This window comes from Arenimonas sp. SCN 70-307 (assembly GCF_001724815.1).
In the GTDB taxonomy this organism is placed as follows: Bacteria; Pseudomonadota; Gammaproteobacteria; order Xanthomonadales; family Xanthomonadaceae; genus Arenimonas.
In genome coordinates, this window is sequence record NZ_MEDO01000007.1 from 1 (window position 1) to 25,791 (window position 25,791).

The 25,791-nt window shown below is 66.2% G+C and carries 31 protein-coding genes and 1 pseudogene; 25 read left to right on the plus strand and 7 right to left on the minus strand.

What is annotated here, in order from left to right; genetic code table 11:
• The first annotated feature begins 206 nt into the window (after positions 1-206).
• The 21 genes from ABS41_RS03930 (at position 207) to ABS41_RS04030 (ending at position 14,019) form a co-directional block, all read left to right on the plus strand.
• The gene (locus tag ABS41_RS03930) at positions 207-578 is read left to right on the plus strand and encodes a hypothetical protein (RefSeq protein ID WP_290590900.1); all 372 of its coding nucleotides are present in this window, start codon (positions 207-209) and stop codon (positions 576-578) included.
• Between the two features lie 74 nt (positions 579-652).
• Positions 653-982, plus strand: a complete 330-nt coding sequence (locus ABS41_RS03935; protein WP_290590903.1) for a hypothetical protein — start codon at positions 653-655, stop codon at positions 980-982.
• 57 nt (positions 983-1,039) lie between these two features.
• Positions 1,040-1,345, plus strand: coding sequence for a hypothetical protein (locus tag ABS41_RS03940; RefSeq protein WP_290590906.1), 306 nt, complete (start codon positions 1,040-1,042; stop codon positions 1,343-1,345).
• A gap of 53 nt (positions 1,346-1,398) precedes the next feature.
• Positions 1,399-1,857: a DUF6389 family protein gene (locus tag ABS41_RS03945; protein WP_290590909.1), complete on the plus strand. Its 459-nt coding sequence runs from the start codon at positions 1,399-1,401 to the stop codon at positions 1,855-1,857.
• Positions 1,858-2,324: 467 nt separating this feature from the next.
• Positions 2,325-2,795, plus strand: a complete 471-nt coding sequence (locus tag ABS41_RS03950; protein ID WP_290590912.1) for a hypothetical protein — start codon at positions 2,325-2,327, stop codon at positions 2,793-2,795.
• Positions 2,796-2,865: 70 nt separating this feature from the next.
• The gene (locus ABS41_RS03955) at positions 2,866-3,255 is read left to right on the plus strand and encodes a hypothetical protein (RefSeq protein ID WP_290590915.1); all 390 of its coding nucleotides are present in this window, start codon (positions 2,866-2,868) and stop codon (positions 3,253-3,255) included.
• 54 nt (positions 3,256-3,309) lie between these two features.
• Entirely contained in the window at positions 3,310-3,747 is a 438-nt protein-coding gene (locus ABS41_RS03960) for a hypothetical protein (RefSeq protein ID WP_290590918.1), read from the plus strand.
• Positions 3,748-5,915: 2,168 nt separating this feature from the next.
• Positions 5,916-6,365: a hypothetical protein gene (locus tag ABS41_RS03965; RefSeq protein ID WP_290590921.1), complete on the plus strand. Its 450-nt coding sequence runs from the start codon at positions 5,916-5,918 to the stop codon at positions 6,363-6,365.
• 68 nt (positions 6,366-6,433) lie between these two features.
• Complete coding sequence (locus ABS41_RS03970) at positions 6,434-6,637, plus strand: hypothetical protein (protein ID WP_290590924.1); 204 nt, start codon at positions 6,434-6,436, stop codon at positions 6,635-6,637.
• Positions 6,638-6,695: 58 nt separating this feature from the next.
• Positions 6,696-7,175: a hypothetical protein gene (locus ABS41_RS03975; protein WP_290590927.1), complete on the plus strand. Its 480-nt coding sequence runs from the start codon at positions 6,696-6,698 to the stop codon at positions 7,173-7,175.
• 68 nt (positions 7,176-7,243) lie between these two features.
• Positions 7,244-7,576 carry a hypothetical protein gene (locus ABS41_RS03980; RefSeq protein ID WP_290590930.1) on the plus strand — a complete coding sequence of 111 codons (333 nt, stop codon included), beginning with the start codon at positions 7,244-7,246 and terminating at the stop codon, positions 7,574-7,576.
• Between the two features lie 152 nt (positions 7,577-7,728).
• Positions 7,729-8,262 carry a hypothetical protein gene (locus ABS41_RS03985; protein WP_290590933.1) on the plus strand — a complete coding sequence of 178 codons (534 nt, stop codon included), beginning with the start codon at positions 7,729-7,731 and terminating at the stop codon, positions 8,260-8,262.
• A gap of 25 nt (positions 8,263-8,287) precedes the next feature.
• Positions 8,288-8,707: a DUF2007 domain-containing protein gene (locus ABS41_RS03990; RefSeq protein WP_290590936.1), complete on the plus strand. Its 420-nt coding sequence runs from the start codon at positions 8,288-8,290 to the stop codon at positions 8,705-8,707.
• Positions 8,708-9,769: 1,062 nt separating this feature from the next.
• Positions 9,770-10,825, plus strand: coding sequence for a hypothetical protein (locus ABS41_RS03995; RefSeq protein ID WP_290590939.1), 1,056 nt, complete (start codon positions 9,770-9,772; stop codon positions 10,823-10,825).
• Positions 10,826-11,224 (plus strand): hypothetical protein, encoded by a 399-nt coding sequence (locus ABS41_RS04000; RefSeq protein ID WP_290590942.1) that lies wholly within the window; start codon positions 10,826-10,828, stop codon positions 11,222-11,224.
• Positions 11,225-11,313: 89 nt separating this feature from the next.
• A complete protein-coding gene (gene sugE, locus ABS41_RS04005; RefSeq protein ID WP_290590945.1) occupies positions 11,314-11,634 on the plus strand; it encodes a quaternary ammonium compound efflux SMR transporter SugE in 321 nt (106 codons plus the stop codon).
• 15 nt (positions 11,635-11,649) lie between these two features.
• On the plus strand, positions 11,650-12,258 hold the full coding sequence (locus ABS41_RS04010; protein WP_290590948.1) for a DUF1294 domain-containing protein: 609 nt from the start codon (positions 11,650-11,652) through the stop codon (positions 12,256-12,258).
• The gene (locus tag ABS41_RS04015) at positions 12,255-12,650 is read left to right on the plus strand and encodes a hypothetical protein (protein ID WP_290590997.1); all 396 of its coding nucleotides are present in this window, start codon (positions 12,255-12,257) and stop codon (positions 12,648-12,650) included. The genes ABS41_RS04010 and ABS41_RS04015 overlap by 4 nt, the downstream gene beginning before the upstream one ends.
• Positions 12,651-12,721: 71 nt before the next feature.
• On the plus strand, positions 12,722-13,183 hold the full coding sequence (locus ABS41_RS04020; RefSeq protein ID WP_290591000.1) for a hypothetical protein: 462 nt from the start codon (positions 12,722-12,724) through the stop codon (positions 13,181-13,183).
• Between the two features lie 3 nt (positions 13,184-13,186).
• Positions 13,187-13,477 (plus strand): DUF3817 domain-containing protein, encoded by a 291-nt coding sequence (locus ABS41_RS04025; RefSeq protein WP_290591003.1) that lies wholly within the window; start codon positions 13,187-13,189, stop codon positions 13,475-13,477.
• A gap of 2 nt (positions 13,478-13,479) precedes the next feature.
• Complete coding sequence (locus ABS41_RS04030) at positions 13,480-14,019, plus strand: DUF924 family protein (RefSeq protein ID WP_290591006.1); 540 nt, start codon at positions 13,480-13,482, stop codon at positions 14,017-14,019.
• Between the two features lie 2 nt (positions 14,020-14,021).
• On the opposite strand, the gene ABS41_RS04035 is transcribed toward ABS41_RS04030, so the two are convergent.
• Positions 14,022-14,486: a hypothetical protein gene (locus ABS41_RS04035; RefSeq protein WP_290591009.1), complete on the minus strand. Its 465-nt coding sequence runs from the start codon at positions 14,484-14,486 to the stop codon at positions 14,022-14,024.
• A gap of 2 nt (positions 14,487-14,488) precedes the next feature.
• Complete coding sequence (locus ABS41_RS04040; protein ID WP_290591012.1) at positions 14,489-14,938, minus strand: hypothetical protein; 450 nt, start codon at positions 14,936-14,938, stop codon at positions 14,489-14,491.
• A 139-nt stretch (positions 14,939-15,077) separates the two neighbouring features.
• Between ABS41_RS04040 and ABS41_RS04045 the strand changes: the two genes are divergently transcribed.
• Positions 15,078-17,459: a penicillin acylase family protein gene (locus ABS41_RS04045; RefSeq protein WP_290591015.1), complete on the plus strand. Its 2,382-nt coding sequence runs from the start codon at positions 15,078-15,080 to the stop codon at positions 17,457-17,459.
• A 164-nt stretch (positions 17,460-17,623) separates the two neighbouring features.
• Positions 17,624-18,049 (plus strand): hypothetical protein, encoded by a 426-nt coding sequence (locus ABS41_RS04050; protein WP_290591018.1) that lies wholly within the window; start codon positions 17,624-17,626, stop codon positions 18,047-18,049.
• 27 nt (positions 18,050-18,076) lie between these two features.
• Here the strand turns inward: ABS41_RS04050 and dapE are convergent, their stop codons facing one another.
• The 5 genes and pseudogenes from dapE to map form a co-directional block, all read right to left on the minus strand.
• Positions 18,077-19,207 (minus strand): succinyl-diaminopimelate desuccinylase, encoded by a 1,131-nt coding sequence (gene dapE / locus ABS41_RS04055; RefSeq protein WP_290591021.1) that lies wholly within the window; start codon positions 19,205-19,207, stop codon positions 18,077-18,079.
• Complete coding sequence (locus ABS41_RS04060; RefSeq protein WP_290591024.1) at positions 19,204-19,563, minus strand: arsenate reductase; 360 nt, start codon at positions 19,561-19,563, stop codon at positions 19,204-19,206. Before ABS41_RS04060 ends, dapE begins: the two co-directional genes overlap by 4 nt.
• On the minus strand, positions 19,560-20,513 hold the full coding sequence (dapD, locus tag ABS41_RS04065) for a 2,3,4,5-tetrahydropyridine-2,6-dicarboxylate N-succinyltransferase (RefSeq protein ID WP_290591184.1): 954 nt from the start codon (positions 20,511-20,513) through the stop codon (positions 19,560-19,562). Before dapD ends, ABS41_RS04060 begins: the two co-directional genes overlap by 4 nt.
• Positions 20,485-23,037: pseudogene (gene glnD / locus ABS41_RS04070) on the minus strand ([protein-PII] uridylyltransferase); the annotation flags it as partial. The pseudogene glnD and the gene dapD, both read right to left, overlap by 29 nt.
• 13 nt (positions 23,038-23,050) lie before the next feature.
• A complete protein-coding gene (gene map, locus ABS41_RS04075) occupies positions 23,051-23,827 on the minus strand; it encodes a type I methionyl aminopeptidase (RefSeq protein ID WP_290591027.1) in 777 nt (258 codons plus the stop codon).
• Positions 23,828-24,081: 254 nt separating this feature from the next.
• On the opposite strand from map, the gene rpsB reads away from it, so the two are divergent.
• The gene (rpsB, locus tag ABS41_RS04080; RefSeq protein WP_290591030.1) at positions 24,082-24,891 is read left to right on the plus strand and encodes a 30S ribosomal protein S2; all 810 of its coding nucleotides are present in this window, start codon (positions 24,082-24,084) and stop codon (positions 24,889-24,891) included.
• 18 nt (positions 24,892-24,909) lie between these two features.
• Positions 24,910-25,785 (plus strand): translation elongation factor Ts, encoded by an 876-nt coding sequence (tsf, locus tag ABS41_RS04085; RefSeq protein ID WP_290591033.1) that lies wholly within the window; start codon positions 24,910-24,912, stop codon positions 25,783-25,785.
• The last annotated feature ends 6 nt before the right edge of the window (positions 25,786-25,791 follow it).

Consider the following 25,791-nt stretch of genomic DNA (forward strand, 5'->3'; position numbering starts at 1 on the left):
ATCTATCAGGAGGTCATGCATGGAGCTCCCGGGCGTGAGTCCTAACAATTCATTCAAGCCGACGCCGCTTCGCGGCGCGGCTTAATTCAGGCGTTAGGCGTATGCGAATTCGCCATGTAGTTGGAACTAGCCTGTTAGCCTTGGCCGCGTGTTCGCCCCAGCCGAGTGGAAGCGAACCAGAAGATTTCACTACTGCATTCCAGAAGATGCAAGTGGAGCCGACGTTTCTTTTTTCGCGTGCGCACCCAGATCTCTGGGTTGTTGAAGAATTCAGCCCGGACGGGGACACGGTCGAACACACCAGAGTCATTCCGTGCGGCCTTGAGGAGATTCAAGAAGCCGGATGGCGCGTGCTGCCCGCTGCAGAACTTCTTGCGCAATCGGGACTCACATACAGCATTCCCGCATTTGACGGTCCCGACCAAGTGTCCGTCGTGCTCGGCCCCGAAGAAGGCGCTGCGGATGCGCGGTACAGCTTTCGTAGATCAGGCGGAGAGTGGAAACTGGCGCGGATGGAGGTTTACTCTTACCTGGAGGCAGGCGCGGCTTTACCGCCCATGCCTTGTCATGGGCCATAGGCCTAACAAATCATTCAAACCGAACCCACTGCGTGGGTCGGCTTAACTCAGGCGTTAGGCCTCGAATGGAAAGAATGTCGCACGCCGAGTACATCGCAGGTGTCCGCGCCGAGGCGGGAAACCTTGCTGCGGACGTTCTCTGTGGCCAGGCGGAATTGCTTGAAGCCTGTCACAGGCTATCTGCGCTCCTGGCAGCGGCTGAGCTTGAGCCAGGGGATGAAGATGCAAAGGCGTTCCTGATCATCAGCAGTGAGATCGACGCATTGCCTGTTGGAGTAGTGAGGGCGCATTGGGACAGAACCGCGCTCGCCCGTCTCCAGCCCGAGATAGAATCCGCTTCGAAATGGGCCCGAGAAATTGCAGAACCGGCACTGGTGTCCGTTGTTCGTCGGTTTAAGGCCTAACTCATCATTCAAGCCGACGTGCCTTCGGAACGCGGCTTAACTCAGGCGTTAGGCCTCATGTTCAAGTCCAATCCCATCCCAAAGATCGGCCTGCTGCTTTTCCTTATCGCCTTCGCGTACCTGGGGTCGCTGATTCTTCTCGGCCAGGAGCGAGCTGTGGACTGGGGACTTAGCGGCGAGGAGATGTATCTGCATGAGAAGCTGCTTTCCCTCGCGGTTGCCGGCGGCGCAATTGCAACCTGGTTCCTAGGCATGTATCGGGCGCACCTACAGGGTAGCTGGCGTTGGTTTATTGCATGCATGTTTGCCTGGCCGATTGCTTTTGTTTATACATTGGCCATCAACACCGGCCGCGAGGCCTAACTCATCATTCAAGCCGACGCCTTCGGCGCGGCTTAACTTAGGCGTTAGGTGCCATGGACCAAGATCACTACTGTCGTGAGGTAGCAGCTGTCCTCGACTCGCGCGCTGACCAGATCGCCGATCGCCTCCAGGCTACGCTCAAGCGCCTTCCGAGGGAGACCAAAGAAGTAACGGTCGGCGTCCACGTAGATCAGGACGGCGAGGGGTTTCTTACCGTGCGTGTCCACTTGTCCGGACCCAATCTCTATGTTCTCAACCAGTCCATTTCGGAAACAGCAGAGCTACTTGGAACGGTCATGACCCCTGACGGCTTCGAGCCACCGCTTCCGGTGATGTCTCCTGGCGAAGACACCTTCTCGGTGTCAGATGCTTTGACGGACTGTGCCATCCAATGGCTGCATTCTCGGTGGTCGTTGCTGCGGGCCCCAACGATCTCAGTACCTGTTTCTATCGCTTCAATGGGCGGCTATGGGTCAATCGGGCAAATCAGGCTCTCCAGCTTTGGCACCTAACAATTCATTCAAGCCGACATCGCTCCGCGACGCGGCTTAACTCAGGCGTTAGGCCTAAGCGGGAGACCGTCGTGCCTCATTCATCAGCCAGCCTTGCACTTCTGGGTCTCCTTGCGCTTGTGACGGCGCCAACCCACGCAGAGCCTTACCCGGATGCCTCGCCGAGCGTCGCTCTGCGAATCGTTCTGGACACGCAACAGGCGAGAATTCGGGAGCTAGATACTCCAGATTCTTGGTGGAGCGATACGAAGGAGCGCACCTGGTCGGTGAAGCGTCCTTTCGAGCCCGGGGTTCTGGACACCACCCATACCTTTCTGGTCACCTACAGCATAGGTGGCAAAATCGTGGCCAGCTGGCAAGTCGACACTCGCGCAGGTAGCGCGGTCGCCCAGCCATAGGCCTAACTCATCATTCAAGCCGACGTGCCTTCGGCACGCGGCTTAACTCAGGCGTTAGGCCACGCACGCATGAACCAACCGCTTCTCCACCGTGTGCTAGAAGGCGACGAAGAGGCCATTGCTCTGTTCGGCGACGCGGAGAACTGTGCCGTCATTGACTGGCGAGATGGGCCTGCCGAGATTGTCGCTGCCATTGCTGCCTTCCTCCCGGTTGGATACCTCACCATAGGGCCCATAACCACCTCAAGTTGCGAGCTACTTGTGCGCGACAAGCCGCCGGTGGCTGCTCCACTTTCATCAAGAGCGACACAAGAGAATCTCCTGCTCAGCATCAATCACGCCATACAACCCGAGTACGAGCTGCGGCAATTTCGTCCGCTTGATGGAGACAGCTACTCGATCTTCGTTGCGTCGAGGTCTGTCTGGTCCGACATCGAGCGGGCTAACCCACAGGCCACAGAAGAACTCTTTCTCAGCACCCGTCGCCTCGCGGCGTACTGGGGTAAGAGCTACTTCGCCCGCATGTTCAGCAAGCCGTGAGGGCGTGGCCTAACAATTCACTCAAGCCGACGCCGCTTCCCGGCGCGGCGTAATTCAGGCGTTAGGCCGCATGTTCAAGAAGATCGCCAACTGGCTTGCTCAGAAGCGCAAGGAACGCGCTGAGGCGGTTATGTTTGAGCGGGCGGTAGTCGTACGATTCGATGATGAGCACATCTCCTCAACCTATCCGGATGGCACCATTCAGTCGATCTCCTGGCATGAGATCAACTGCGTTGCTATCGAAACCAACGACAGTGGGCCTTGGGGTGCAGACGTATGGTGGCTGCTCGAAGGCACAGACAAGCACTGCACTTACCCACAGGGCGCAACAGGCGACCCCGAAGCACTCGATGAGTACTCAAAGCGGCTGCCGGAGTTTCGCGACAGGGCTGTTATTGAGGCAATGAGTTGCACTTCAAATGCGCGGTTTATTTGTTGGGAGCGGCGGCATGCGGCCTAACTATTCATTCAAGCCGACGCCTTCGGCGCGGCTTAACTAAGGCGTTAGGCGGGCATGAAGAAGGCTCTCACTCTTCTCGCGGTTTTGTTTCTGGCGTCAGGTCCCGCCTGTGCGACCACATGTTGGCCACAGGGAGGCCAGCGCACGCAGGTTCGCGCAGCGTTTGAAGAATCGAAATATGTCTTCTCAGCGTACGTGCTTGAGATATCCCAGGCTGGCGAGGCGCCAACTGCCAAGGTTAGAGTCCTGCAGGTCTGGAAGGGCGACATGGCTGTCGGGCAGATTCTTGAGACCACAGCTTCAGAATCAGTCACTTTCATGGGCGACGGCGTGGTGCCTGAGCCAGGAACGGCTCTGCTCATTTACACGACGTCGAAGCAGCCCTATCTTCTCCATACGTGCTCTCGCACGCGGGAGCTAGATTCCGCCACCGGCGACATCCCATTGCTCAACAAGCTCTCAAAGAAGCTACGCTACAAGCTTGGCGGCTAAACCGCCTAACTACTCATTCAAGCCGACGTGCCTCCGGCACGCGGCTTAACTCAGGCGTTAGGTGCCAATGGAGTTTGAGTCGTTACGTCCAGTTCTTAGCGGCTTGGCTGGTGGCATCATCGCTACCTGGCTCACCTCTCGCTGGGCTCGTCGGCTGCCTGCTAGACACAACGGCAAGTCACGCGACGCACTTCTTCGGCAGCATCGTCCCGCTATCTGGACGGCCAACACTCTTTTCTTCCTTGGCCTCATCTTCGGAGTCGCTCTGTACCGGATCGGAGACTTTGAGAGCACAGACTGGCGTCCGCTTGGGCTTGGCTTCGGTCTGGGGTCGGTCTTGCCGCTACTAGCCATCTTTGTAGTGTCCATCCTCTCCGGCAGAGACCCCCGGGAGGGGTACGTCGCCTTCTCGTTTGGTCAGGGCATGCCCCTTTGGGCTACCTATGGCTTGCTTGGCGCGGGCTCAGTTGCTTTCATGTTCGCAGTTGCTAGCCTTGGCACCTAACAATTCATTCAAGCCGACGCCGCTTCGCGGCGCGGCTTAATTCAGGCGTTAGGCCTCATGCGATACATCACGGCGGCCCTTGTTCTCTTCTCACTGCCCGCATCTGCGTGCGAGTTTAAGGCGTCAGAGCTCAGCCTCGGCGGCGTGGCGGCGGGAGAGACCGAGACAAGCGTCGTTGAGCTGCTTGGTGAGCCTAGCGAACGCGTCGATACCGGTGAGGGCATGGAGCTTCGCTATCCCGGTCTAGTCGTTACAGTCGGTTGGCTGGAGCAGGCCGCGCCAGGCGTCGAGCGTCGGGTTTTCGCGCTACGCGCTAGCGGCACCGCGTTGTGCACTCCGTCAGGGCTCTGCCCCGGCATGCCTGTGGCGCACGCCACAAAGCTGTACGGTGCGGCCAGCGTTGCCGTCAGGAACAGCGTGGCATTGCTTGAGTACCAGCCAGCCGCAACTCACTGCTGGCTGCAAGTCTCAGCACAAGGCGGCACAATTACTTCGTTGGCCGTGGCCTGTCAGCCATGAGGCCTAACTAATCATTCAAGCCGACGCCTTCGGCGCGGCTCAAATCAGGCGCTAGGCCTCATGAATAGAACTCGCTTCGTGCTACTGGTCTTGGCTCTGCTGAGTGGCAGCGCACATGCTCATCAAGACCGCATCCTATCAATTGATCAGAACGGTTCTATTCCTGAGATTCCTGCGTCATTCGGACGAGTCTCCTTGGAAATATCTGGACTAGGCAGCGACTCACCTACTGTGACCTTCGGGTCAGGCGATCGACTCAATCGCCTCCCCTCTTGCGTGACCCGTCTTATCCGCGCGGAGAAACTGGATGATGTTTTGGTCACGGGATCCTGGTACCACAGAGAGTCGACGCTTCCCTACTACATTAGCGTCAAGTTCTATGAGCCTAGCCGCAACGAAGCTCGATCCTACAACTCCAGCTTGGATATACTTTTCAATCTACGCACTGCCGAAGTAATCCAGATCAAAAGGTTCGTCGCTAGCGAATCAAACGATGGCGGGCGGTACGAAGCCGTTGATCTTCCCGAAGGGTGCGCGCCGTCATGGCGCGAGGCCTAACCCATCAATCAAGCCGACGCGCCTTCGGTACGCGGCTGAACTCAGGCGTTAGGGCTCATGAAAGCTGCTTCACTCACACTGCTGCTCGCTCTGACCGCAACATCATGCGCGGTTGTCGCGGAGCCCCCATTATCCAGTAACGAACTTTCGCTCGGCGGGGTTGCTATTGGAGACTCGGAGGCCGACGCAGCGTCTGTACTTGGCCAATCAGTACGAACCGAACACCCAGACAACCACCTGTCCATAAAGCTTGAGTCTGGCGGGATCATGGTTCTGATTGATCCGCAGGAGGGTGTTGGTGAAATCTTTAGTAACGCCCCGCAATACTGCACCCCATCCGGCGCATGCCCCGGCATGGCTTTCGACAAGATTCCGAAGGCGATGGGGCGTGCACGCATTACCAAGCAAGGGGGTTCCCGCTTCCTGGCGCAGTACTCAACGACCACCGACTGTTGGATTGAGTTGTCCGTTAGCGCCGAACGTGTGGAGTCTGTTCGGATCGCGTGCCCGGTGTAGGCTAAGGCCTAACCACTCATTCAAGCTGACGCCCACGGCGCGGCTTAACTCAGGCGATAGGTGCCTCACGATGCGCTGGTCAGAATTGAGGTCTCGCGTTGAAGCCGAGTTCGCGGAGGAAATCCGCGACCGAGTGTCCGTCCACGTCACCAGGCACCATGAGCGCTCTCGATCCGGTCGCGGCTGGATCGCAATCGACGGCAAGGAGATCGCCAATTTCTGCGATTGGTCGGTTTACTATCCGAACCCTGATCATCGCGAGTCGCACAAGGACGCCTTGGCTGGCTACGGAGAACTGAGGGCATGGGACTTCAAGGAAGCCTGCTGGGCCATAGTCCACGAAGGGATCGAGCCTGCGCTGGCATCCCAAGATCCTTTGCGCCAGGGCTTGGCTGTTTTGCATCGGAAGTTTGGAAAGCGCCGGCTTGGCGAACTTCTCAAAGATCGTGAGGCGCTACACCCACTGGTACTGTTCTTGTCGGAATTCCGCAAGAACCCGGACGCGGCAACTAACCGATAATTCAACCCGAAGCCTTCGGCGCGGCATAACCCAGGCACCAGGCCACAAAGTGCGGAGTCGTACTACAGATGGAAAATCCCGGTTCTCCTGGCTTCTTTGTCGGTTGGGGCACGCTTTCACTCATCAACGCAGGCCTCGCCCAAGGCAAGGGCCGCAGCAGCCTCAACCGGCGGTCTGTTTCGCTTCTGCCAGGCCCCATCGCCACGCTTCTTATTGTTTTATTTGAGCCACTTCCGAAGAATCCGGCTATGGGCCATGACGACAAGGCCTAACGGATCATTCACGCTGACGCGCCATCGGCACGCGGCTTAACTCAGGCGTTGGACGGCAATGACCGAGCCCTACCATCTCGAGAAACCACTTTGGACTGACGCTGATTTCGAGGTCATGGGCTGGCATGACTCACGAGTGTGGGCGATGGCGGCGGACGAAGAGAGGTTCGAATTCGCGATGGATCTGGACTATATCTTTGAGTGGGTACATCCGGGACCAGGCGAGACCTACTTCAGGTTCTGGGTGGCGCCAGTGACGATGGTGTTCGAAAACGCCTACGACGTCACTTTTGACATTGAATCCCAGCAGGGCGTCATTGAAGTGGCAGATCTCCATCGAGAGGAGCCTAAGCCCACGCCAAACGGCGCATTGACGGACCACCTTTTCCGATTCGAATGCCAGGAAGGCGAGATATCCTTGCGCGCCACAGGGTACCGGATGTACGTAAGGTCGGAACCGCGCCTTATGCATGGCCAGTGCTTTTCACTTGAGGAGCGAGGGGGCATCAGTGTCGAACGTCGCACGCTTTCGGTCTAACGGCCTGTTCGGAACGGACACGCACCGGCAGGGCGTACTGGTCAACTCCAACTTTAGGCGCATTCCATATGACTCCAGATGAAGTATTTCGCTATCTTTTCGGCGCTGTTTTCGTGTTCGTCATTGGCGCTTTTGTGTACAAAGCCATAAAGAATGGTGGGCTCAGGGGCGCGATGTTCGGCGCGCCCATCATTGCTACGGTTGGGGAAGTGTCAGCGTCGAAGGGCGCCCTGGTTCGAATGGTCGTAAAGATCCATAAGCTAGGCGCTGACACTGGAGACAAAACCGTCGGGCTTGAGCTCGTAGCAAAATCAGTAGCGAGCTACCAAATGATGCCAATCTCACTTTCCAAGGCAGAGGCCCGCAAGCTCGCGTCCTTTCTGGAGTCGGCGGCTCAGTGAGCGCCTGACCAATCATTCAACTGGCAATCGCGCTAGCCTTGGTGTACGCAAGTCGCCTGTATCGGCGCGGCCTCCTCGGCTGATTCCAGGTCCAACCAATTCTTCAGTCCGACGCGCCCGCAGCGCGCGGATAAGCTCAGGAATCGAACCGCATGAGAAGGATCCTTGCCGCACTAATTTCCATCCTCGGCATTCTCCCTGCTGCCGCCCAGACACCTGACACAGCCCACGCTCAGGCCACGGCAGACCTGCGCGCGATGGTGTTGCGCCTTTCTCCGGAGGAGCTCGGCCTCAGCGAGGACACCTCCCCCGGCCCGGTCTGGGGCCTGGTGATGGAAACGGGCATGGAAGGGGGTTACTACACCCTGGTCGCTCTCGCGGATGGCACCACCAGCCTCTACTTCAGCAATGGCGGGGGAATCCTCGGGGGTGGTGAGCACGCGCCTGTGCGCAAGGCCAGCGGCGAGCTGCTCATGTCGGCCAACCAGTTCCTTGAGTCGGCGGCGCCGGCGTCTTCCACGCCCCCGCCGGCGCAGGGCCACACGACCTTCTACTTCCTGACCTTTGACGGCATCCGCTCCTACACCGCGCCCGAGCAGGAACTCGGCTATCAGCGCGATCGCCTTTCACCGCTATTCCACGCGGCACATTCCGTCATCTCGGAACTCCGGGTCAGGACGCCCTGAGGCCCATCGGTTACCAGCCCGACCCATGCCCACCACCATCGCACGCTATTTCGAACCCTCGGAGGCGCACATCGTGCGCGCCCTGCTCGAGTCGGCCGGGTTCTCGGCCACCGTAGCCGACGAGCACCATGTAACCGCCAACTATCCGCTCTCGACCGCCCTGGGCGGGGTCCGCGTGCAGGTACCCGACGAGCAGGCCGGGGAGGCCCTCGCCCTCGTGGCGGCCTACACCAGCGGCGAGCTGGAGCGCGAGCTGGAACTGCACGTCGGCGAAGCCGCCCCGCACTGCCCGGCCTGCGGCAGCGAGGACATCCGCCGCCGGGTGCCCGGTTCGAACAAACTGCTGGCCGTCGCGGTCTTCCTCGCGGGCTCGGCCACCTTCCCCACCCGCGAGTCGCTCTGCGAATGCGCCGCCTGCCAACACCAGTGGGAACGGTTAGATTGATCCCGGCCCCGGGACGACCCGGGCGCGTCATCCAACCGCGGGGTGGGCAATCCATCGGCTTTACCGACAGGCCGCTCAACTGAGACCTGACCTATCGCCCACGCGGCCTGCTTCGGCACGGACCCACCCAAACTGTCAGCTAACCTGCCATGCGAATTCTCACAGCTCTCTCGATAGCTGGGCTTTCCCTCGGTACTGCCGGCCTCACCGCCGCAGGAGCCGCACACCTGATGGCGCCGCTGAAAGATCAGCATGCAATCGACGGATGTTCATGGAGTGCATCAGCGCCCGCGCTCGGGAATGGCTTGGTGTTTTTGGCGGAGTACGACGAGTCCAGGGTCCTCATGAACATTGACGGTTCCGACATGGAACTAACGCTGGTCGAAGCGCAGGGTGAACTCCGTGACGTCGGGGATGTCGCTGAGAGAACGTTTACTTCGGGTGAAGTAACGGTAAGGGCGCGCTACACAGTCACTTGGACCTGCCCCCAGGAAGATGAGTCCTGTGAAGTGACACGATACTCAGCCGAGTTCACGGTTGACAAAGACGGCCGCTCCGAAACCTTGAGCGCGACTGGGGATGTCGGGTGCTAGCCTCCGGCCGGGCCACGATGCAGGCTCATAGCTACCCAACCTGGAAGCAGGTCATGCTCTTCGGGGTCCTGGGTCCGCCCTTGGGCGTGTTGTTCAGTCTGCTCTGGATCCACGTCGCTGGAGATCCACCGTCCAGGATGGAACTTGGGCGGTGGCTGCCCATACTTTTCCCCGCTGCCTATATCTACGCAGGCGCTCCTGCCTTGGTCACTGGTTACGCAGCGGCATCGGCCCGCACAGTCGCGACTGACTCGAAATGGGCGGGCGTCGCCTTTCGGTTCCTGGTCCCTGTGATGCTGGGCGTTTGCACCAGTTTGCTCTCCTTCATGGTGACGCTTGGCGCTGAGCCATCTGCGGCAATTGGGGCAGCTGGCGCCTTTGCTGCTTTCCTTTGTACCCTGCTTGTGGAGTGGAGGGCCCGGTTGAGGCCAAAGAAATGATCAGCACACACCTCCGAAACAGGTATCCCATGCGCCTCCTGTTGATCCCACTGCTCGCCATTTCCGCCCCATCCCCGGCAACGGCGCTTAAGATTTCCAACTTCCGTGCCGGCTTGGCCTGCACCAACACCGATGTCCGGGAGGACACGCGCGGTTGGATCTGCCATGTCACCGAAGAGATCCTCGTCACGGACCAGGGCCGTTGCCGCTACAACGGCGAGGACAGGCTTTGCACCTGGGCCGGCTTTGAGTTCGATTACCGCGGCGCAAAGCCCGGCATTGAGCTTGAGTGCACCACTGAACAGTCACGCCCCACCACCTTCGGCAATCCGGCCGAGGAGTTCGCAAGGGACAGCAAGCGCCAGGAGTTCACCCTGCCGCTGGAGGGCTCCGAGGGCCACTTCTTCAACCCGCAGTACTTCACCTTCGGCATTCGGCCTCCCAGCGACGAACCCCTGCTCAGCGAAGGCAGTTGCTCCTTTGAAGGCAAGGAAGTCTTCCGGTACCGGTTTCGAACCCACTTCCCCAGCCTTCCCGGAGGCGGGGACCCGGCGCCCAAGGCCGTGTTCTCGACCGATCTGTGGCCAGGAGAGGGCACGCCGGTGCTGGTCGCCAAGGGAGACTCGCTCGGGCTGAAAGCGGCCCCGTCCACATCGTCGAAGGATATCTCCCGGGTACGCACCAAGCCCGGGGACCGGCTCTGCTTCGTCGAGACACGGTATGTGACGACCCGGCATGGCCTACTGCGCGCCCGTGCGGCCAGCGCGCTTGAGGGACGCCGCTTCGCAGGATCCCGCGCCGTTTCCAGGGACGACTACTACGCCACCGATGTTCCCACCGCCCGGCTCACCGTAGGGCCTTCGCAAACCCTCGACTACCTCCAGGACCGTGCCGAGGGGACATGCTTCGTCCGAATCGAAGGCGTCTTGCTGGAAGCCAGCGACTGCCCGGCCAACGATCCGGATCGTTTCGAACTGCTCCGCGAACCCGTCGTCGAGTGGTGGGTCCGCCTGGACTCGCCCGGCGCCGAGGGATGGCTTAAGGTTGACGACGACAGCGTCCGCGAACTTGAACGTGAGTTTTGAATGAAGGCATTGACCCTCGCACTGCTCCTGGCCGCCGGCCCGGCCCTCGCCGTGGACCGATGGGTTGCACCGCCCGCACCGCAGGTCATCGACGGCGCGGCCATCGCGCCGGTGGCCGAGGTCTGGGAGGACTCCCACTTCATCATCCACCTGCCCAAGCCCCGCCAGGAGGATTGGTCGGCCCTGCGTTACCAGGTCAGCATCGAGCGCCGCGACGAGCAACCATTCCGCGCCCGCCTCGAGACGCGTCCGTTCACCCGTACCGACGAGGTGGTGTTCGTCACCATTCCGCCGGGCAGCGGCGGGCTTTATGAGATCGAGGTCATCGACCGGTCCGCCTACCCTTACACCCGGGTATTCAAGGGACTGGTTTCCGACATCGCCCGGCTGGGCGAATGAATGGGAACGGTTAGATTGATCCCGGCCCCGGGACGACCCGGGCGCGTCATCCAACCGCAGGGACGGCCCTGCACCTCGGGAGACGATCGATGAACTGGTTTTTCCTCGTGCTGGCCGGCCTGCTGGAAGTGGGCTGGGCCGTGGGCCTGAAATACACCGAAGGTTTCACCCGGCTGGTGCCCAGCCTGCTCACCGGCGTGGCGATGGCCGGCAGCTTCTACCTGCTGAGCCTGGCCATGCGCGAGATCCCGCTGGGCACGGCCTACGGCATCTGGGTGGGCATCGGCGCCGTGGGCGCCGCCATCGCGGGCATGATCCTGTTCAAGGAACCCGCCTCCACCCTGCGCATCATCAGCATCGTGCTGGTGGTGGCCGGTATCGTGGGATTGAAGCTCTCGAGCGCCAGCTAAGGACCACGCCAGCCCATGAGCAAAGCCATCCGCCTCGCCGGCCGGATCACCGAATGGAACGATGACAAAGGCTTTGGCTTCGTCGTACCCAACGGCGGCGGCGACCGAGCGTTCGTGCACATCAGCGAGTTCCCGCGCGGTACGCGCCGGCCGGTGCAGGGCGACCTGGTTTCTTACCTGCCCGGCAAGGACGACCGCGGGCGGCTGCAGGCCAGGCAACTGAAGCTGGCTGGGCAGAAGGTGGAGGCGCCGCGCACGCCTTCGAAGCTGCCTCGCGCCGCGATGGGCCTCGTGGCGCTGGCCGCGGCCGGCGCGCTGGGATTCTTCGGCGCCCTGCCCCAGCCCCTGGCCTTGGCCTACGGCATCGCCAGCCTCGTGGCCTACGCGATGTACTTCTTCGACAAATCGGCGGCCGGCCGGGGCGCGCGGCGCATCCCGGAGGCCACGCTGCATCTGGCCAGCGTGTTCGGCGGCTGGCCGGGGGCGCTGGTCGCGCAGCAGCAGTTCCGGCACAAGACCATCAAGCAGCCCTTCCAGTCGGTTTTCTGGATGACCGTGGCGATCAACATCGGCCTTTTTGCCTGGCTGGTGCACTCGGGCCGGCTCGAGGGGCCGATGGGATGATGCGCCGCCTCGCCATCGCCGCGCTCGTGCTCCTGCCCCTCGGCTGGATCTCCCTGCTCGCCGGCCGCTACGAACTGCTCGAAGGAAACCTGCCGGGTGGCCTGCCGGCGGGCAACCTGCTTGCGGCCATCACCTTCGCCGCCTGGCCCGCCGCCGCCGTGCTCATCGCCCGCCCCGGCAGCCTGGCGCGGCGCCTCGCCATCGGCGCGCTCGCGCTGGCACTGGCCTGGCTGCCGGTCTCGCTCCTGCTCGCCGGCAACCTGGCCCTGAACTTCGAAGGCCTCCGCGGCACGCTCTGGATGGGGCTCACCGTGCTGACGCTGTCGGCGGGTGCGGCGGCGCTGGCCTGGTCGGCCATCCACCGCCTGATCGGTCACCAACGCGGGGCCTGAGCCTTTACAGCCCGCACCCGCGCGGCCAAAGTGGCCGCAATCTTCAAACAACACCCCAGGGGAACCACTGCATGAAGCCTTTCGCCACCCTCGCCGCCGCCGTCGCGCTGGCCGTTTCCCTCGCGCCCGCGCCGTCCGCCGCCAACCCGGTGGTGGAAGCCAGCCAGTCCTGCTTCTCGGACAACACCACCGGCAAGGACCGCAAGCTTCTGGGCAAGTGGATCTTCCTGGCGCTGGCCGGCCACCCGGAAATCGCCGGCTATTCTAGCGCCACGCCGGCCGACCACGAGCAGACCTCGCGTGAGCTGGCCGCGCTGTTCATGCGCCTGGTCACCGAAGACTGCGCGGAAGAAATGAAGGCGCTGGCCACCATCGGCGGCACCGAAGCCATGAAGCTGCCCTTCCAGCACCTGGGCCAGATCGCCATGCAGGAACTGATGAACCACAAGGACGTGGCCGGCAACATCGGCGCCTTCGAGAAGTACCTAGACGAGGCCAAGCTCCAGGCCGTGTTCGCGCCGCGGGGCAACTGAGCCATGCTCAAGTCCTTCCGCCTGCTCAGCCTGGTCGAGGGCCTGTCGCTGCTGGTGCTGCTGTTCATGGCCATGCCGGCCAAGTACCAGTTCGGCCACGATTTCGTCTGGCCCGTGGGCATGACCCACGGCGTGCTCTGGCTGGCCTACGTGCTGGCCTCGCTGGTGGTCAGCCACCTGCGCAAGTGGTCGGTGGGCGCCTGGCTGCTGGCCCTGCTCAGCTCGGTGGTGCCCTTCGGCTTCGTGCTGCTCGACCGGCGCCTCAAGCGCGAAATCGCCGCGCAGGCCGAATGACCATGCAGCCCGCGGACGTGCTCGACTTCTGGTTCGTGCAGACCCCGCCCGAGCGCTGGTGGAAGGTGGACCCGGCCTTCGACGCGCTCATCCGCGATCGCTTCGAAGGCCTGCTGCGGCAGGCCGCGGCCTGCGAACTGCAGGGCTGGCGCAGCGACCCCCGCGGTCGCCTGGCCGAGGTGATCGTGCTCGACCAGTTCCCGCGCAACATCCACCGCGGCACGCCGGCGGCTTTTGCCTGCGACCCGCTGGCGCTGGGCCTGGCCCAGGAGGCCGTGGCCGCCGGGGCGCTGGCGGCGCTGTCGCCGGTCGAGCGCAGCTTCCTGCTGCTGCCCTACATGCACAGCGAGTCGCCGCGCATCCACGAGCAGGCCGAGGCGCTCTATCGCGAGCACGCCCCGGCGGAGAACCTCGACTTCGAGCTGCGCCACAAGGCCATCATCGACCGCTTCGGCCGCTACCCGCACCGCAACGCCCTCCTCGGCCGTGAATCCACGGCCGAGGAGCTCGAGTTCCTGAAGCAGCCCGGATCGAGTTTCTAGGCTTACTTGGCCTTGGCGTCCTTGGGCTTTTGCGACGTCTTGGCCCAGGGATTGCAGATCGGCACGTTGTTGGTCGGCTCGGTGGCCAGGCCGGTGTCGGTGGCGTCATCCTCGCGCACCAGGTCCACGCGGCAGCCGGTGGAGCTGAGCACGATCGAGGCGAAGTAGCTGCCCTGCGGGGCGAACACCGCGCTGGCGCCCGGGTAGCACGAGTAGGTGACGTTGTAGTCGTACAGCTGCACGCTCGAGTACAGCGAGACGCGGCTGCCGGCCGGCACCTGGAAACGGCCTTCCTTGTCGGGCTTGGCCTGGTAGCCCACGCCATCGGCGCAGAAGGCCGGCGACGGGAAATTCAGGCCCTGCACGGTGGCCATCGGCTCGTCGGGCTTGGCCACGTAGGTCGGCAGCACCACGCAGCCGGAGAGCAGCAGCAGCGGCAGCGCCGCCAGCAGTTTGAAGTTGCGCATGCTCAGCCCTCCTTCCTGGCCATTTCGGCCGTCACGCGCTCGAGCACCTCGGCGGCATTGAGCGAACCCTTGCGGGGTTCGTCCAGCGGCAGCACGTAGATGTGCGAGAACGGCTTGCCACCCAGGGCGTGGATGCCCAGGTCTTCGCCCACCGGCAGGCCGGCCGCGGCGTGTTCAAGCGAGGTGTAGGCCAGGAAGTGGCCCTTGCCGCCCTCCTGCACCACTTCGCAGGCGCGGCGCAGCACGTAGCGGCGCACGGTTTCGGCATTGGTGTAGCCGTTGGCGGCGAAGCCCACGGTCACCAGCTTGCCCGGGCCCGGCTCGTCGTAATAACCGCCCGCCAGGTTCAGCGGGTTGGTGGCGTCGGTATAGGTGGTGGCGCAACCGGTAAGCGCGACGCAGGCCAGCAGCGCGGCCGCAGGCCACGCCCGGCGGATGGATCTCGGATTCATGTTTTCCCCTGAGGACGGCCCGATCGGGCCGATGCGACTTTAGGCAAACGTGCACACGGCGGCAATGGGCAAAAATCGTGGCGGCCGCCCGCCGCTTCGGCCATTCTTGGGCGCTGTCGACCCCGTCCGGAGCCGCTGCATGCGCAAGGCCGTTCGCCTCACCGTCCGCCTGTTGGCCGTCCTCGTCATCCTGGCCGTGCTGGCGATGTTCGCCGGCCTCTGGGCCATGCGCGTCAGCCTGCCCGCGCTCGAGGGCGAGCTGCAGCTCGCGGGCCTGTCGGCGCCGGTGCTGGTCAGCCGCGACGAACGCGGCATCGCCACCCTCGAGGCGGCCAACGAGGCCGATGCCGCCCGGGCCCTGGGCTTCGTGCACGCCCAGGAGCGCTACTTCGAGATGGACCTGCTGCGGCGCTCGGCCGCCGGCGAGCTCTCGGCCCTGTTCGGGCCGATCGCCATCGAGCGCGACAAGGAAATCCGCGTCCACCGCCTGCGCGCCCGCCTGGCCGAGCACCTGGGCCAGGCCACCGACGGCCACCTGGCCGCGCTCGAGGCCTACCGCGACGGCGTCAACGACGGCCTGCTGGCGCTCCAGGCCCGCCCCTGGCCGTACCTGCTGCTGCGCGCCCAGCCCGAGCCCTGGACGCTGGAAGACACGATGCTCGCCGGCTACGCCATGTTCTTCGACCTGCAGGACGAGTCGAACTCGCGCGAACTGGCGCTGTGGCGCATCCGCGAGGTGGTGCCGCCGGCGCTGTACGACCTGATCGCCGTGGACGGCAGCGAGTGGGACGCGCCGCTGGTGGGCGGGCCGCGCGGCAATGCCGTGCTGCCCGGCCCGGAGCAGGTGGACCTGCGCGAGCTGCCGATGCCCGAGGAGAACGGCGACTACGCGGTGTCGGAGCCGGCCGCCCCGGGCAGCAACAACTTCGCCGTGGCCGGCAGCCGCACCGCCGACGGCCGCGCCATCGTCGCCAACGACATGCACCTGGGCCTGCGCGCGCCGAACATCTGGTTCCGCGCCCGCCTGCGCTACCCCGACGCCCGCGCGCCGGGCGGCCAGGTCGATGTGTCGGGCTTCACCCTGCCCGGCATCCCGGCCGTCATCGTCGGCAGCAACGGCCACGTGGCCTGGGGCTTCACCAACAGCTACGGCGACTGGCTGGACTTCTACCGCGTCGAGTTCACCGACGCCGAGCGCCTCAAGTACCGCGTGCCCGGGGGCGAGGCCGCGCTGCGCACCGACAGCGAGTGGATCGCGGTCAAGGGCGGCGAGCCGGTGGAGCTGAAGGTGCGCGAGACGCGCTGGGGCCCGATCACCGTGGACCTGGACGACGGCAGCGCGCTGGCGCTGCGCTGGACGGCGCAGCTGCCGGGCTCGCTCAATTTCGGCCTGGCCCACCTCGCCCGCGCCGGCGGCCTCGACGAGGGCCTGGCGGTGGCCGACGAGGCCGGCATCCCGGCGCAGAACCTGGTGATGGCCGACCGCAGCGGCCGCATCGCCTGGCGCATCACCGGACAGATCCCCCAGCGCAGCGGCGACTGCCAGCCGCGCGCGCCGCTGCGCGTGGAGCAGGCCTGCCGCTGGACCGGCTGGCTGCCGCCCACCGAGAACCCCAGCGTGGTCGACCCGGCCGACGGCGTGCTGTGGACCGCCAACGCCCGCGTGGTCGACGGCGAGGCGCTGGCGATCATCGGCGATGCCGGCTACGCCAACGGCGCCCGCGCGCGCCAGATCCGCGATGTCCTGCGGGAAACGCCCCGGTTCACCGAGGCCGACCTGCTGGCCCTGCAGCTCGACGACCGCGCCCTGTTCCTGCAGCGCTGGCACGCGCTGCTGCAGGCCGAGGCCGGGCGCAACCCGAACAGCGACCTGCGTGCGCTCGCCGAGGCCAGCGCGAACTGGACCGGCCGCGCCAGCGTGGATGCCGCCGACTACCGCATCGTGCGCGCCTGGCGGCTGGCGGTGATCGAGCGCATCAGCAACGGCCTGATGGCGCCGGCCCAGGCCGCGCTGGGCGAGGCCTTCGTGATGCCCGACCTGCCCCAGGCCGAGTCCTTCGCCTGGCCGCTGGTGCAGCAGCGGCCCGCGCACCTGCTGCCGCGCAAGTTCGACAGCTGGGAGTCGCTGCTGGCCGACGCCGCGCGCGACATCCGCGCCCAGCTGGAGGAACGCGGCCCGCTGGCCGAACGTACCTGGGGCGAGCGCAACACCGCCGCCATCTGCCACCCGCTGGCCGGCGCGCTGGGGCCTTTGGGCAAGTTGCTGTGCATGCCGGCCGAGCCGCTGCGCGGCGACGGCAACATGCCGCTGGTGCAGGGCCCGGGCTTCGGCGCCAGCGAGCGCATGGTGGTTTCGCCCGGCCGCGAGGCCGAGGGCTTCGCGCACATGCCCGGCGGCCAGAGCGGCCACCCGATGTCGCCGTTCTGGGGGGCCGGCCATGCCGACTGGGTGCGCGGCGAGCCCTCGCCCTTCCTGCCCGGCGAGGCCCGCCACCAGCTGCGGCTGGTGCCAGAACTGTGAGGTAGTTCACATTTCCGCTCAAGGAACCTGACAGGCGTCACGTTTTGCGCCATAAACGGGGCGCTGCCCGGTGCGCTCCGCCGGTGCAGGGACGGAGAGATCGCCGTCAGGGGGAGCGATCTACCGCACCGAACTTTTCGGCGAGGTAGGTTGGAATGGAAATCATGGTTACGTTCCTGGCGCAGGCGCGCCAGATGATGCTGCAACGCCAGGCCAAGGCGGTCGCCAAGGCCATCCGGGCGATGGACGTCGCCCAGCGCAAGGCCACCGCGGACCAGACCCTGGCCGAGATCCAGGCGGCCGCCGTGTTGCCCCAGCCGCACTGGCACGGCTGCAGCGAATCGATGATGTACCGGCCCTGGAGCCCGGTGGCCAGCACGGCCGCCAGGCGCTGCCGCGACCGCTCGATCCAGCTGCGCCTGCGCAGCGCGGCGCTGTGGCTGGCCGTGGTCTACCACGAGACGCGGCAGACGCCGCACGCGGGCCTGCAGGGCGTGCACCGCCAGGTGCTGGGAATGTTGCGCGAGCTGCGCGAATCGTCGAAGTCGACGCCGGCCGCCGAAGCGGCCTGGTTCAAGGCCGCGGCCTGACGGACACCGGGGAGGAGAGCGGAAGGCTCAGGAGAGCAGCAGTCGCTCGGCGATGGCTCGGTAAAGCGCGGGGAGGCGCTCGAGTTCATCCACGGCGACGCGTTCGTTGACCTTGTGGATGCTGGCGTTGATGGGCCCCAGCTCCACCACCTCGGCGCCGAGAGGCGCGATGAAGCGGGCGTCCGAGGTGCCGCCGCCGGTGTTTTCCTCCGGCACGAGGCCGAGCTGTTCGAGGATGACCTCGCGCGCCGCGGCGCGCAGCTTGCCTTCGCCGGTGAGGAAGGGCTCGCCGCTGCGGTGCCAGTGCAGCTCGTAGTCCAGGCCGTGGCGCTCGAGCGTGGCCACCACCTCGGCTTCCAGCGCCTCGGCGCGCCAGCCGGGGTTGTAGCGGAAGTTGAGCAGCACTTCGCAGCTGCCCGGGATCACGTTGTTGGCGCCGGTGCCCGCATGGATGTTCGAGACCTGGAAGCTCGAGGGCGGGAACTCGGGGTAGCCCTCGTCCCAGACGCGCGCGCACAGCTCGGCCAGCGCGGGCATGGCCTGGTGGATCGGGTTGCGGGCCTTCTCCGGATAGGCCACGTGGCCCTGGATGCCCTTCACCACCAGCCGCGCCGACAGCGAGCCGCGCCGGCCCACGCGCAGCAGGTCGCCCAGCGCCGCCTTGGAAGACGGCTCGCCGGTGATGCAGTAATGGATCGGCCGGCCTTCGGCCTTGAAGCGCTCCGCCACCTTGCGCACGCCGTCGATGGCGTCGCCCTCTTCGTCCGAAGTCAGCAGGATGGCCAGCGTGCCGGGGTGCGCCGGGTGCGCGGCCACGAACTGCTCGGCCGCCACCACGAAGGCCGCCACGCTGCCCTTCATGTCGGCGGCGCCGCGGCCGTAGAGGAAACCGTCGCGCTCGGTGGGCTCGAAGGGCGGGCTGTCCCAGGCTTCGCGCGGGCCGGGCGGCACCACGTCGGTGTGCCCCAGCAGGCACAGCACCGGGCCGCCGCGGCCGTGCGTGGCCCAGAGGTTGCGCACGTCGCCGACATCGAGCCACTCGACCGCAAAGCCCGCCCGCGCCAGGCGCGCGGCCACCAGCTCCTGGCAACCGGCGTCGTCGGGCGTCACCGACGGCCGCGCGATCAGCTCGCGCGCCAGCGCCAGCACGCCGCTCACTTGCCCACCCCGAAACGCTGCTTGAAGCCGTTGTCGGTGAAGCCCACCGACACCGCGCCGTCGGCGGTGGCCACCACCGGGCGCTTGACCAGCGCCGGGTGCTCGCGCAGCAGCAAGGTCCACTCCGGATCGGAGGCCGGGGACTTGCGCGCCTCCGGCAGCTGGCGCCAGGTGGTGGAGGCCTTGTTCACCAGCTTCTCCCAGCCACCCAGCTGCGCCGCCCAGGCCTTGAGCGTCTCCGGCGGCACCCGGTTGGCGCGGTAGTCCACGAACTCGTGGGCCACCTCGAAGCGCTTGAGCCAGTTGCGCGCCTTGCGGCAGGTGTCGCAGTTTTCGAGGCCGTAGAGCGTGGTCATTCCACCGCGCCTCGCAGCAGTTCGTTCACCGAGGTCTTGGCGCGCGTCTTGGCGTCCACCTGCTTGACGATGACCGCGCAAGACAGGGAGTACTTGCCGTCGGCCGAAGGCAGCGAACCCGGCACCACCACCGAACCGGCCGGCACGCGGCCCTGCAGGATCTCGCCGGTCATGCGGTTGTAGATGCGGGTGGACTGGCCCAGGAACACGCCCATGCCGATGACGCTGCCCTTCTCGACGATCACGCCCTCGACCACCTCCGAGCGCGCGCCGATGAAGCAGTCGTCCTCGATGATGGTGGGGCTGGCCTGCAGCGGCTCGAGCACGCCGCCGATGCCGGCGCCGCCGCTGATGTGGCAGTTCTTGCCCACCTGCGCGCAGCTGCCCACGGTGGCCCAGGTGTCGACCATGGTGCCGGCGCCGACGTAGGCGCCGATGTTGACGAAGCTCGGCATCAGCACCACGTCCTTGCCGATGTGCGCGCCGGTGCGGACGATGGCGCCGGGCACGATGCGCGCGCCCAGCTTCTGGAAGTCGGCCTCGTCGTAATTGTCGAAGCGCAGCCGCACCTTGTCCCAGAACGCCGCCGGGAAGCCCTCCATCTGCTGCATGTCGTTGACGCGGAAGTAGAGCAGCACGGCCTTCTTGAGCCACTGGTTCACCTCCCAGCGCTTGCCGTGCGGCGCGGCCACGCGCGCCTTGCCCGACTCGAGCAGCTCGATCGCCTCCTCCACCGCCGGGCGCGTGCTGCCCTCGATCTCGGCGGCGGTCAGGCTGGCGCGGCGCTCGAAGGCGTCTTCGATGATCGCCTGCAGTTGCTCAATGTTCGGCTTCTTTCTTGCCATCTCGGCTATCTCCATCCACGCCGGCCACGATGGCGGCGCGCAGTTCGTCCAACAGGGCCTGGTCGCCGACGGGCTGGTCGCGCTCGTCGGTAAGCAGGAAGAAATCCTCCACCTTCTCGCCGAAGGTGGCGATGCGCGCGTCGTGCACGCGCAGGTGGAAACGGCGCAGCACCTGGGCCACGCCGGCCAGCAGGCCGGGCTGGTCGGTGCACACCAGGCTCATGCGGGTGCGGCGGCCGTCGGCGGAGGCGTCGAAGTCCACCCGCGCCGGCACGCGGAAGTGGCGCAGCTGGCGCGGGGCCGCGCGGCGCGGCGGCTTCACCTTCGCCGGGTCGCGCAGGGCCTGGCGCAGGGCCGATTCCACCGCCGCCGGCTCGGGCGCGCTGCCCAAGGGCGCGATCAGCTGGAAGTTGTCGAGCGCGTAGCCGTCGCTGGAGTTGAGCACGCGCGCCTCGAGCACGTTCAGGCCGAGGCGGTCGAAGGTGGCCACCAGGGCCGCGAACAGGCCGTCGCGGTCGGGCGTGCGCACGAACACCTCCAGGCCGCCGTCGTTGAGGTGCGGGCGCACCAGCACCAGGGTGTCGGCGCCGGCCGAGGCGGCGATGCCGCGGGTCTGCCAGGCGATCTGCTCGGGCCGGTAGCGCAGGAAGCCCACGTCGGGGTACGCGGCCCAGATGCGCTCGACCTCGGCCTGGTCCAGGCCCTCGCCCAGCAGGCGCTCGAGCGCCGCGGCGCGGGTCTCGGCCATGATCTCGGTGGCGTGCACCGGGTTTTCCAGCCCGCGCCGCAGCGCGAAGCGCGTGGCCGAATACAGGTCGGCCAGCAGGCGGTCCTTCCAGGCGTTCCAGAGCTTGGGGCTGGTGCCGGCGATGTCGGCGCAGGTCAGCAGGTAGAGGTAATCGAGGTGCTCGCGGTCGGCCACCTTGTTGGCGAAGCGCGCCACCACCTCCGGGTCGGAGATGTCCTGGCGCTGGGCGGTGACCGACATCAGCAGGTGCTGCTCGACCAGCCAGGCCAGCAGGTCGGCGTCGGCCTGGGGCATGGCGTGCGCCTCGGCGAACTCGCGCGCGTCCACCGCGCCCAGCTCGCTGTGGTCGCCGCCGCGGCCCTTGGCGATGTCGTGGAACAGGCCGGCCAGCAGCAGCAGGTGCGGCTTGCGAAGCCGCGGCCACACTTCGTGGGCGATGCCGAAACGCTCGTCGGCGCGGCGGGCGAAGCTGTCGATGTGCGAGAGCACGGTGAGCGTGTGCTGGTCCACGGTGTAGACGTGGAACAGGTCGTACTGCATGCGCCCGGAGACCTTGCCGAAGGCCGGCAGGTAGCGCGCCAGCACGCCCAGCCGGGCCATGCGGGTGAGCCCGGCCACCGCCATCGGCGACTGCAGCAGCGCCATGAAGCGCTGGCGCAGCGGCTCGGGCTGCCCGGCATACGGGCGGATGGCGGACAGCGACTCGCCCAGCGCGCGCGCCGTTTCCGAGTGCAGTCCGCGCGCGCCCGGCTGCGCATCCCAGGCCTCGAACAGGGCCAGCACTTCGCCGAAGCCGCGGCCCAGGCGCGCCGGCTCGGCCATGGCCAGGTAGCCGTGGCGCAGCTCGAAGCCGTCGCCCAGGAGCTGCGGCGGTTCCTGGCCCGAGAGTTGCTCCTCGAAGCGCTGGAGCAGGCGGTCGTTGATGCGCATCACCGTGGCGGCGCTGCGGAAGAAGCCCTGCATCATCTGCTCGACGGCGAGGTTGTCGCGGCGCTCGTCCTTCAGGCCGAGCATCGTGGCCAGGTTCTTCTGGTAGTCGAAGCCCAGGCGCTCCTCGCGGCGCCTGGCCAGCAGGTGCAGGCCGAAGCGCAGCCGCGCCAGCACGCGCCATTCGCGCTCGAGGCTGGCGCACTCGTCCTCGCCCAGCAGGCCCAGCGGCACCAGCGCGCGCAGGCCGGGCACCCCGTACAGGCGCATGCCCATCCAGGTGACGGTCTGCAGGTCGCGCAGCCCGCCCGGGCCTTCCTTGATGCTCGGCTCGAGGTTGTGGGCGGTGTCGTGGAAACGGGCGTGGCGCGCGCGCTGCTCCTCGCGCTTGGCGGCGAAGTAATCCTTCGGCGGCCACAGCACCTCGGGCGAGAGCGCCGAGGCCAGCGCGGGCAGGCAGGCCTCGTCGCCGGCCAGCAGGCGGCACTCCATCAGCGCGGTGAGCACGGTGATGTCCTCGCGCGCGGCCTCCACGCACTGTCCCCGCGAGCGCACGGCCTGGCTGGTGGCCAGGCCCGCGTCCCAGAGCAGCGAGAAGAAGCGGCCGATGTCGGCCTGGCGCGCCTGCTGCACGGCCGGTTCGGCCAGCACCAGCAGGTCGATGTCGGACTGGGGGTAGAGCTCGCCGCGGCCGTAGCCGCCGGTGGCCAGCAGGTCCAGGCCTTCGGCCCCGCCCAGGCAGCGCTCCCAGGCCGAGCGCACGATGTCGTCGGCCAGGGCGCAGCAGCGCGAGACCAGGCGGTCGGCCACTTCGCCGGCCTCGAAGCGCTGGTGCAGCAGGGCGCGGCCGGCCAGCAGCCCGGCCTTGGCGACCTCGCGCCAGGCGGCGGCGTCCGGCGCGGCGGCCAGGGCCGCCGGCAAGTCGGCGTCGGGGGCGTTCGGGGCGGCGCTCACCGGCCGGCCCCGGTCACAGGTCGTTGTCGTCGCCGGGCAGGCGGGTGAGGATCTCGACGCCGTCGTCGGTCACCGCCACCGTGTGCTCCCACTGCGCCGACAGCGACTTGTCGCGGGTGACCACGGTCCAGCCATCGCCCAGCAGCTTGGTCTGGCGGCTGCCGGCGTTGATCATCGGCTCGATGGTGAAGGTCATGCCCTTCTTGAGCACCACGCCGGTGCCCGGCTGGCCGTAGTGCAGCACCTGCGGGTCCTCGTGGTAGATCCTGCCGATGCCGTGGCCGCAGTATTCGCGCACCACCGAGAAGCGCTCGCCCTCGGCGTACTGCTGGATGGCGTGGCCGATGTCGCCCAGCGTGGCGCCCGGGCGCACGGCGCGGATGCCGCGGAACATGGCCTCGCGGGTCACGTCCACCAGGCGGCGGGCCAGCACGTTGGGCTCGCCCACCAGGTACATGCGGCTGGTGTCGCCGTGCCAGCCGTCCTTGATGACGGTGACGTCGATGTTGATGATGTCGCCGTCCTTGAGGATCTTCGACTCGCTCGGGATGCCGTGGCAGATGACGTTGTTGACCGAGGTGCAGACCGTCGCCGGGAAGCCCTTGTAGCCGACGTTGGCCGGGATGGCGCCCTGCACGTTGACAATGTGGTCGTGGCAGATGCGGTCGAGCTCGGCGGTGCTGACGCCCGGCTTGACGTGCGGGGCGACCACCTGCAGCACTTCGGCGGCCAGGCGGCCGGCCACGCGCATGCGCTCGATGTCTTCGGGGCTCTTGAGGCTGATGTGCATGGCCCGGATTATCCAACAGTTGCGGCCACTTGGGCCAGCCGGCTATACTCCCGCGGCTCGGAAAACCGGCTTGCCGGCCCTCCGACCGCCCACGCCGGGCGTCACCGGCGAATTCACACGCCAGGCAACCCCCCGCCCCGGGGTGCCCCGGAACTTCGGTTCCAGGGTTCGAGGCGGCGGCCCGGCGGAGGCCCAACCCCGGAGCTTCGACGCCGCCAGAGCGCGGCCGGCTCCCGTTCGCACAAGGAATCACCATGTCCCAGGTCACCATGCGCCAGATGCTGGAAGCCGGCGTCCATTTCGGCCACCAGACCCGCTACTGGAACCCCAAGATGGGCCCGTACATCTTCGGCGCCCGCGGCAAGATCCACATCATCAACCTGGAAAAGACCCTGCCGCTGTTCCAGGACGCCATGAACTTCATCTCGGGCATCGCCCAGAAGCGCGGCACCATCCTGTTCGTCGGCACCAAGCGTTCGGCCCGCGAGGCCATCAAGGAAGAAGCCACCCGCTGCGGCATGCCCTACATGAGCATGCGCTGGCTGGGCGGCACCCTGACCAACTACGCCACCGTGAAGAAGTCGGTCGCGCGCCTGAAGGAGCTCGAGGCCGCCGAGACCGACGGCACCTTCGAGAAGCTGGTCAAGCACGAGGTGCTCACCCTGCGCCGCGAGCGTGACAAGCTCGAGGCTTCGCTGGGCGGCATCAAGGACATGGGCCGCCTGCCGGACGCCCTGTTCGTGATCGACATCGGCCACGAGAACATCGCCGTGCAGGAAGCCAAGAAGCTCGGCATCCCGGTGATCGCCGTGGTCGACACCAACTACGACCCCAACCTGGTGGACTACGCCATCCCGGGCAACGACGACGCCATCCGCGCCGTGCAGCTGTACGTGCGCGCCGCCGCCGACGCCGTGCTCGAGGGCAAGGCCGCTTCGCCGCAGGCCCACGTGGCCGCCGACGACTTCGTCGAGCTCGACGCCGAGGGCAACCCGGTCGCCAAGGAAGACAAGAAGGCCGCCCCGCGCGCCCGTGCCCCGCGCGCTCCCCGCGCCGCCAAGTAATCTGAAGAAGGACATCCCATGGAAATCACTGCTTCCCTGGTCAAGGAACTGCGCGAGCGCACCGGCGCCGGCATGATGGAGTGCAAGAAGGCCCTGGCCGAGACCGCCGGCGACATCGACGCCGCGGCCGAGTCGCTGCGCAAGTCGGGCCTGGCCAAGGCCGACAAGAAGGCCGGCCGCGTGGCCGCCGAAGGCCGCATCGTGGCCGCCCAGGCCGGCGGCAAGGCCGTGCTGGTCGAGGTCAACTCGGAAACCGACTTCGTGGCCAAGGACGACAACTTCGTCGCCTTCGCCGACGCCGTCGCCCAGGCCGCGCTCGCTTCGGGCGCCGCCGACGCCGAGGCCCTGAAGTCGGCCAAGGTCGCTTCGGGCGAGACCGTCGAGGAGACCCGCGCCGCCGTCGTCGCCAAGGTCGGCGAGAACGTGCAGGTCCGTCGCCTGGCCAAGGTCGACAGCGCCAACACCGTCGCCGCCTACATCCACGGCGGCCGCATCGGCGTGCTGGTCGAGCTCAAGGGCGGCGACGCCGAGCTCGCCCGCGGCATCGCCATGCACGTGGCCGCGATGAACCCGCCCTACAACAAGGCCGCCGACGTGCCGGCCGAGTTCGTGGCCAAGGAAAAGGAAATCGAGCTGGCCAAGATGTCCGACAAGGACAAGTCCAAGCCGGCCGAGATCCTCGAGAAGATCATGGCCGGCAAGGTGGCCAAGATCATCAACGAGGTCACCCTCTACGGCCAGCCGTACGTGCTCAACACCGACCAGACCGTCGAGCAGGCCGTGAAGGCCGCCGGCGCCGACGTGGTGCAGTTCCAGCGCCTGGCCGTCGGCGAGGGCATCGAGAAGGTGGTCGAGGACTACGCCGCCGAAGTGATGAAGGCGATGGCGGTCTGACCGACC

Excerpts from the sequence above, each read along its gene's own strand:
- ABS41_RS03985 (WP_290590933.1), top strand. The coding sequence starts at position 7,729 with ATGAGAAGGATCCTTGCCGCACTAATTTCCATCCTCGGCATTCTCCCT.
- ABS41_RS03980 (WP_290590930.1), top strand. The coding sequence starts at position 7,244 with ATGACTCCAGATGAAGTATTTCGCTATCTTTTCGGCGCTGTTTTCGTG.
- ABS41_RS03930 (WP_290590900.1), top strand. The coding sequence starts at position 207 with ATGCAAGTGGAGCCGACGTTTCTTTTTTCGCGTGCGCACCCAGATCTC.
- ABS41_RS04025 (WP_290591003.1), top strand. The coding sequence starts at position 13,187 with ATGCTCAAGTCCTTCCGCCTGCTCAGCCTGGTCGAGGGCCTGTCGCTG.
- ABS41_RS04030 (WP_290591006.1), top strand. The coding sequence starts at position 13,480 with ATGCAGCCCGCGGACGTGCTCGACTTCTGGTTCGTGCAGACCCCGCCC.
- ABS41_RS04015 (WP_290590997.1), top strand. The coding sequence starts at position 12,255 with ATGATGCGCCGCCTCGCCATCGCCGCGCTCGTGCTCCTGCCCCTCGGC.
- sugE (WP_290590945.1), top strand. The coding sequence starts at position 11,314 with ATGAACTGGTTTTTCCTCGTGCTGGCCGGCCTGCTGGAAGTGGGCTGG.
- ABS41_RS03990 (WP_290590936.1), top strand. The coding sequence starts at position 8,288 with ATGCCCACCACCATCGCACGCTATTTCGAACCCTCGGAGGCGCACATC.
- ABS41_RS03965 (WP_290590921.1), top strand. The coding sequence starts at position 5,916 with ATGCGCTGGTCAGAATTGAGGTCTCGCGTTGAAGCCGAGTTCGCGGAG.
- ABS41_RS03970 (WP_290590924.1), top strand. The coding sequence starts at position 6,434 with ATGGAAAATCCCGGTTCTCCTGGCTTCTTTGTCGGTTGGGGCACGCTT.
- ABS41_RS04035 (WP_290591009.1), bottom strand. The coding sequence starts at position 14,486 with ATGCGCAACTTCAAACTGCTGGCGGCGCTGCCGCTGCTGCTGCTCTCC.
- ABS41_RS04045 (WP_290591015.1), top strand. The coding sequence starts at position 15,078 with ATGCGCAAGGCCGTTCGCCTCACCGTCCGCCTGTTGGCCGTCCTCGTC.
- ABS41_RS03995 (WP_290590939.1), top strand. The coding sequence starts at position 9,770 with ATGCGCCTCCTGTTGATCCCACTGCTCGCCATTTCCGCCCCATCCCCG.
- ABS41_RS04000 (WP_290590942.1), top strand. The coding sequence starts at position 10,826 with ATGAAGGCATTGACCCTCGCACTGCTCCTGGCCGCCGGCCCGGCCCTC.
- tsf (WP_290591033.1), top strand. The coding sequence starts at position 24,910 with ATGGAAATCACTGCTTCCCTGGTCAAGGAACTGCGCGAGCGCACCGGC.
- ABS41_RS03960 (WP_290590918.1), top strand. The coding sequence starts at position 3,310 with ATGAAGAAGGCTCTCACTCTTCTCGCGGTTTTGTTTCTGGCGTCAGGT.
- ABS41_RS03940 (WP_290590906.1), top strand. The coding sequence starts at position 1,040 with ATGTTCAAGTCCAATCCCATCCCAAAGATCGGCCTGCTGCTTTTCCTT.
- ABS41_RS04060 (WP_290591024.1), bottom strand. The coding sequence starts at position 19,563 with ATGACCACGCTCTACGGCCTCGAAAACTGCGACACCTGCCGCAAGGCG.
- ABS41_RS03975 (WP_290590927.1), top strand. The coding sequence starts at position 6,696 with ATGACCGAGCCCTACCATCTCGAGAAACCACTTTGGACTGACGCTGAT.
- rpsB (WP_290591030.1), top strand. The coding sequence starts at position 24,082 with ATGTCCCAGGTCACCATGCGCCAGATGCTGGAAGCCGGCGTCCATTTC.
- ABS41_RS03945 (WP_290590909.1), top strand. The coding sequence starts at position 1,399 with ATGGACCAAGATCACTACTGTCGTGAGGTAGCAGCTGTCCTCGACTCG.
- ABS41_RS04010 (WP_290590948.1), top strand. The coding sequence starts at position 11,650 with ATGAGCAAAGCCATCCGCCTCGCCGGCCGGATCACCGAATGGAACGAT.
- ABS41_RS03950 (WP_290590912.1), top strand. The coding sequence starts at position 2,325 with ATGAACCAACCGCTTCTCCACCGTGTGCTAGAAGGCGACGAAGAGGCC.
- ABS41_RS03935 (WP_290590903.1), top strand. The coding sequence starts at position 653 with ATGTCGCACGCCGAGTACATCGCAGGTGTCCGCGCCGAGGCGGGAAAC.
- map (WP_290591027.1), bottom strand. The coding sequence starts at position 23,827 with ATGCACATCAGCCTCAAGAGCCCCGAAGACATCGAGCGCATGCGCGTG.
- ABS41_RS04040 (WP_290591012.1), bottom strand. The coding sequence starts at position 14,938 with ATGAATCCGAGATCCATCCGCCGGGCGTGGCCTGCGGCCGCGCTGCTG.
- ABS41_RS04020 (WP_290591000.1), top strand. The coding sequence starts at position 12,722 with ATGAAGCCTTTCGCCACCCTCGCCGCCGCCGTCGCGCTGGCCGTTTCC.
- ABS41_RS04050 (WP_290591018.1), top strand. The coding sequence starts at position 17,624 with ATGGTTACGTTCCTGGCGCAGGCGCGCCAGATGATGCTGCAACGCCAG.
- ABS41_RS03955 (WP_290590915.1), top strand. The coding sequence starts at position 2,866 with ATGTTCAAGAAGATCGCCAACTGGCTTGCTCAGAAGCGCAAGGAACGC.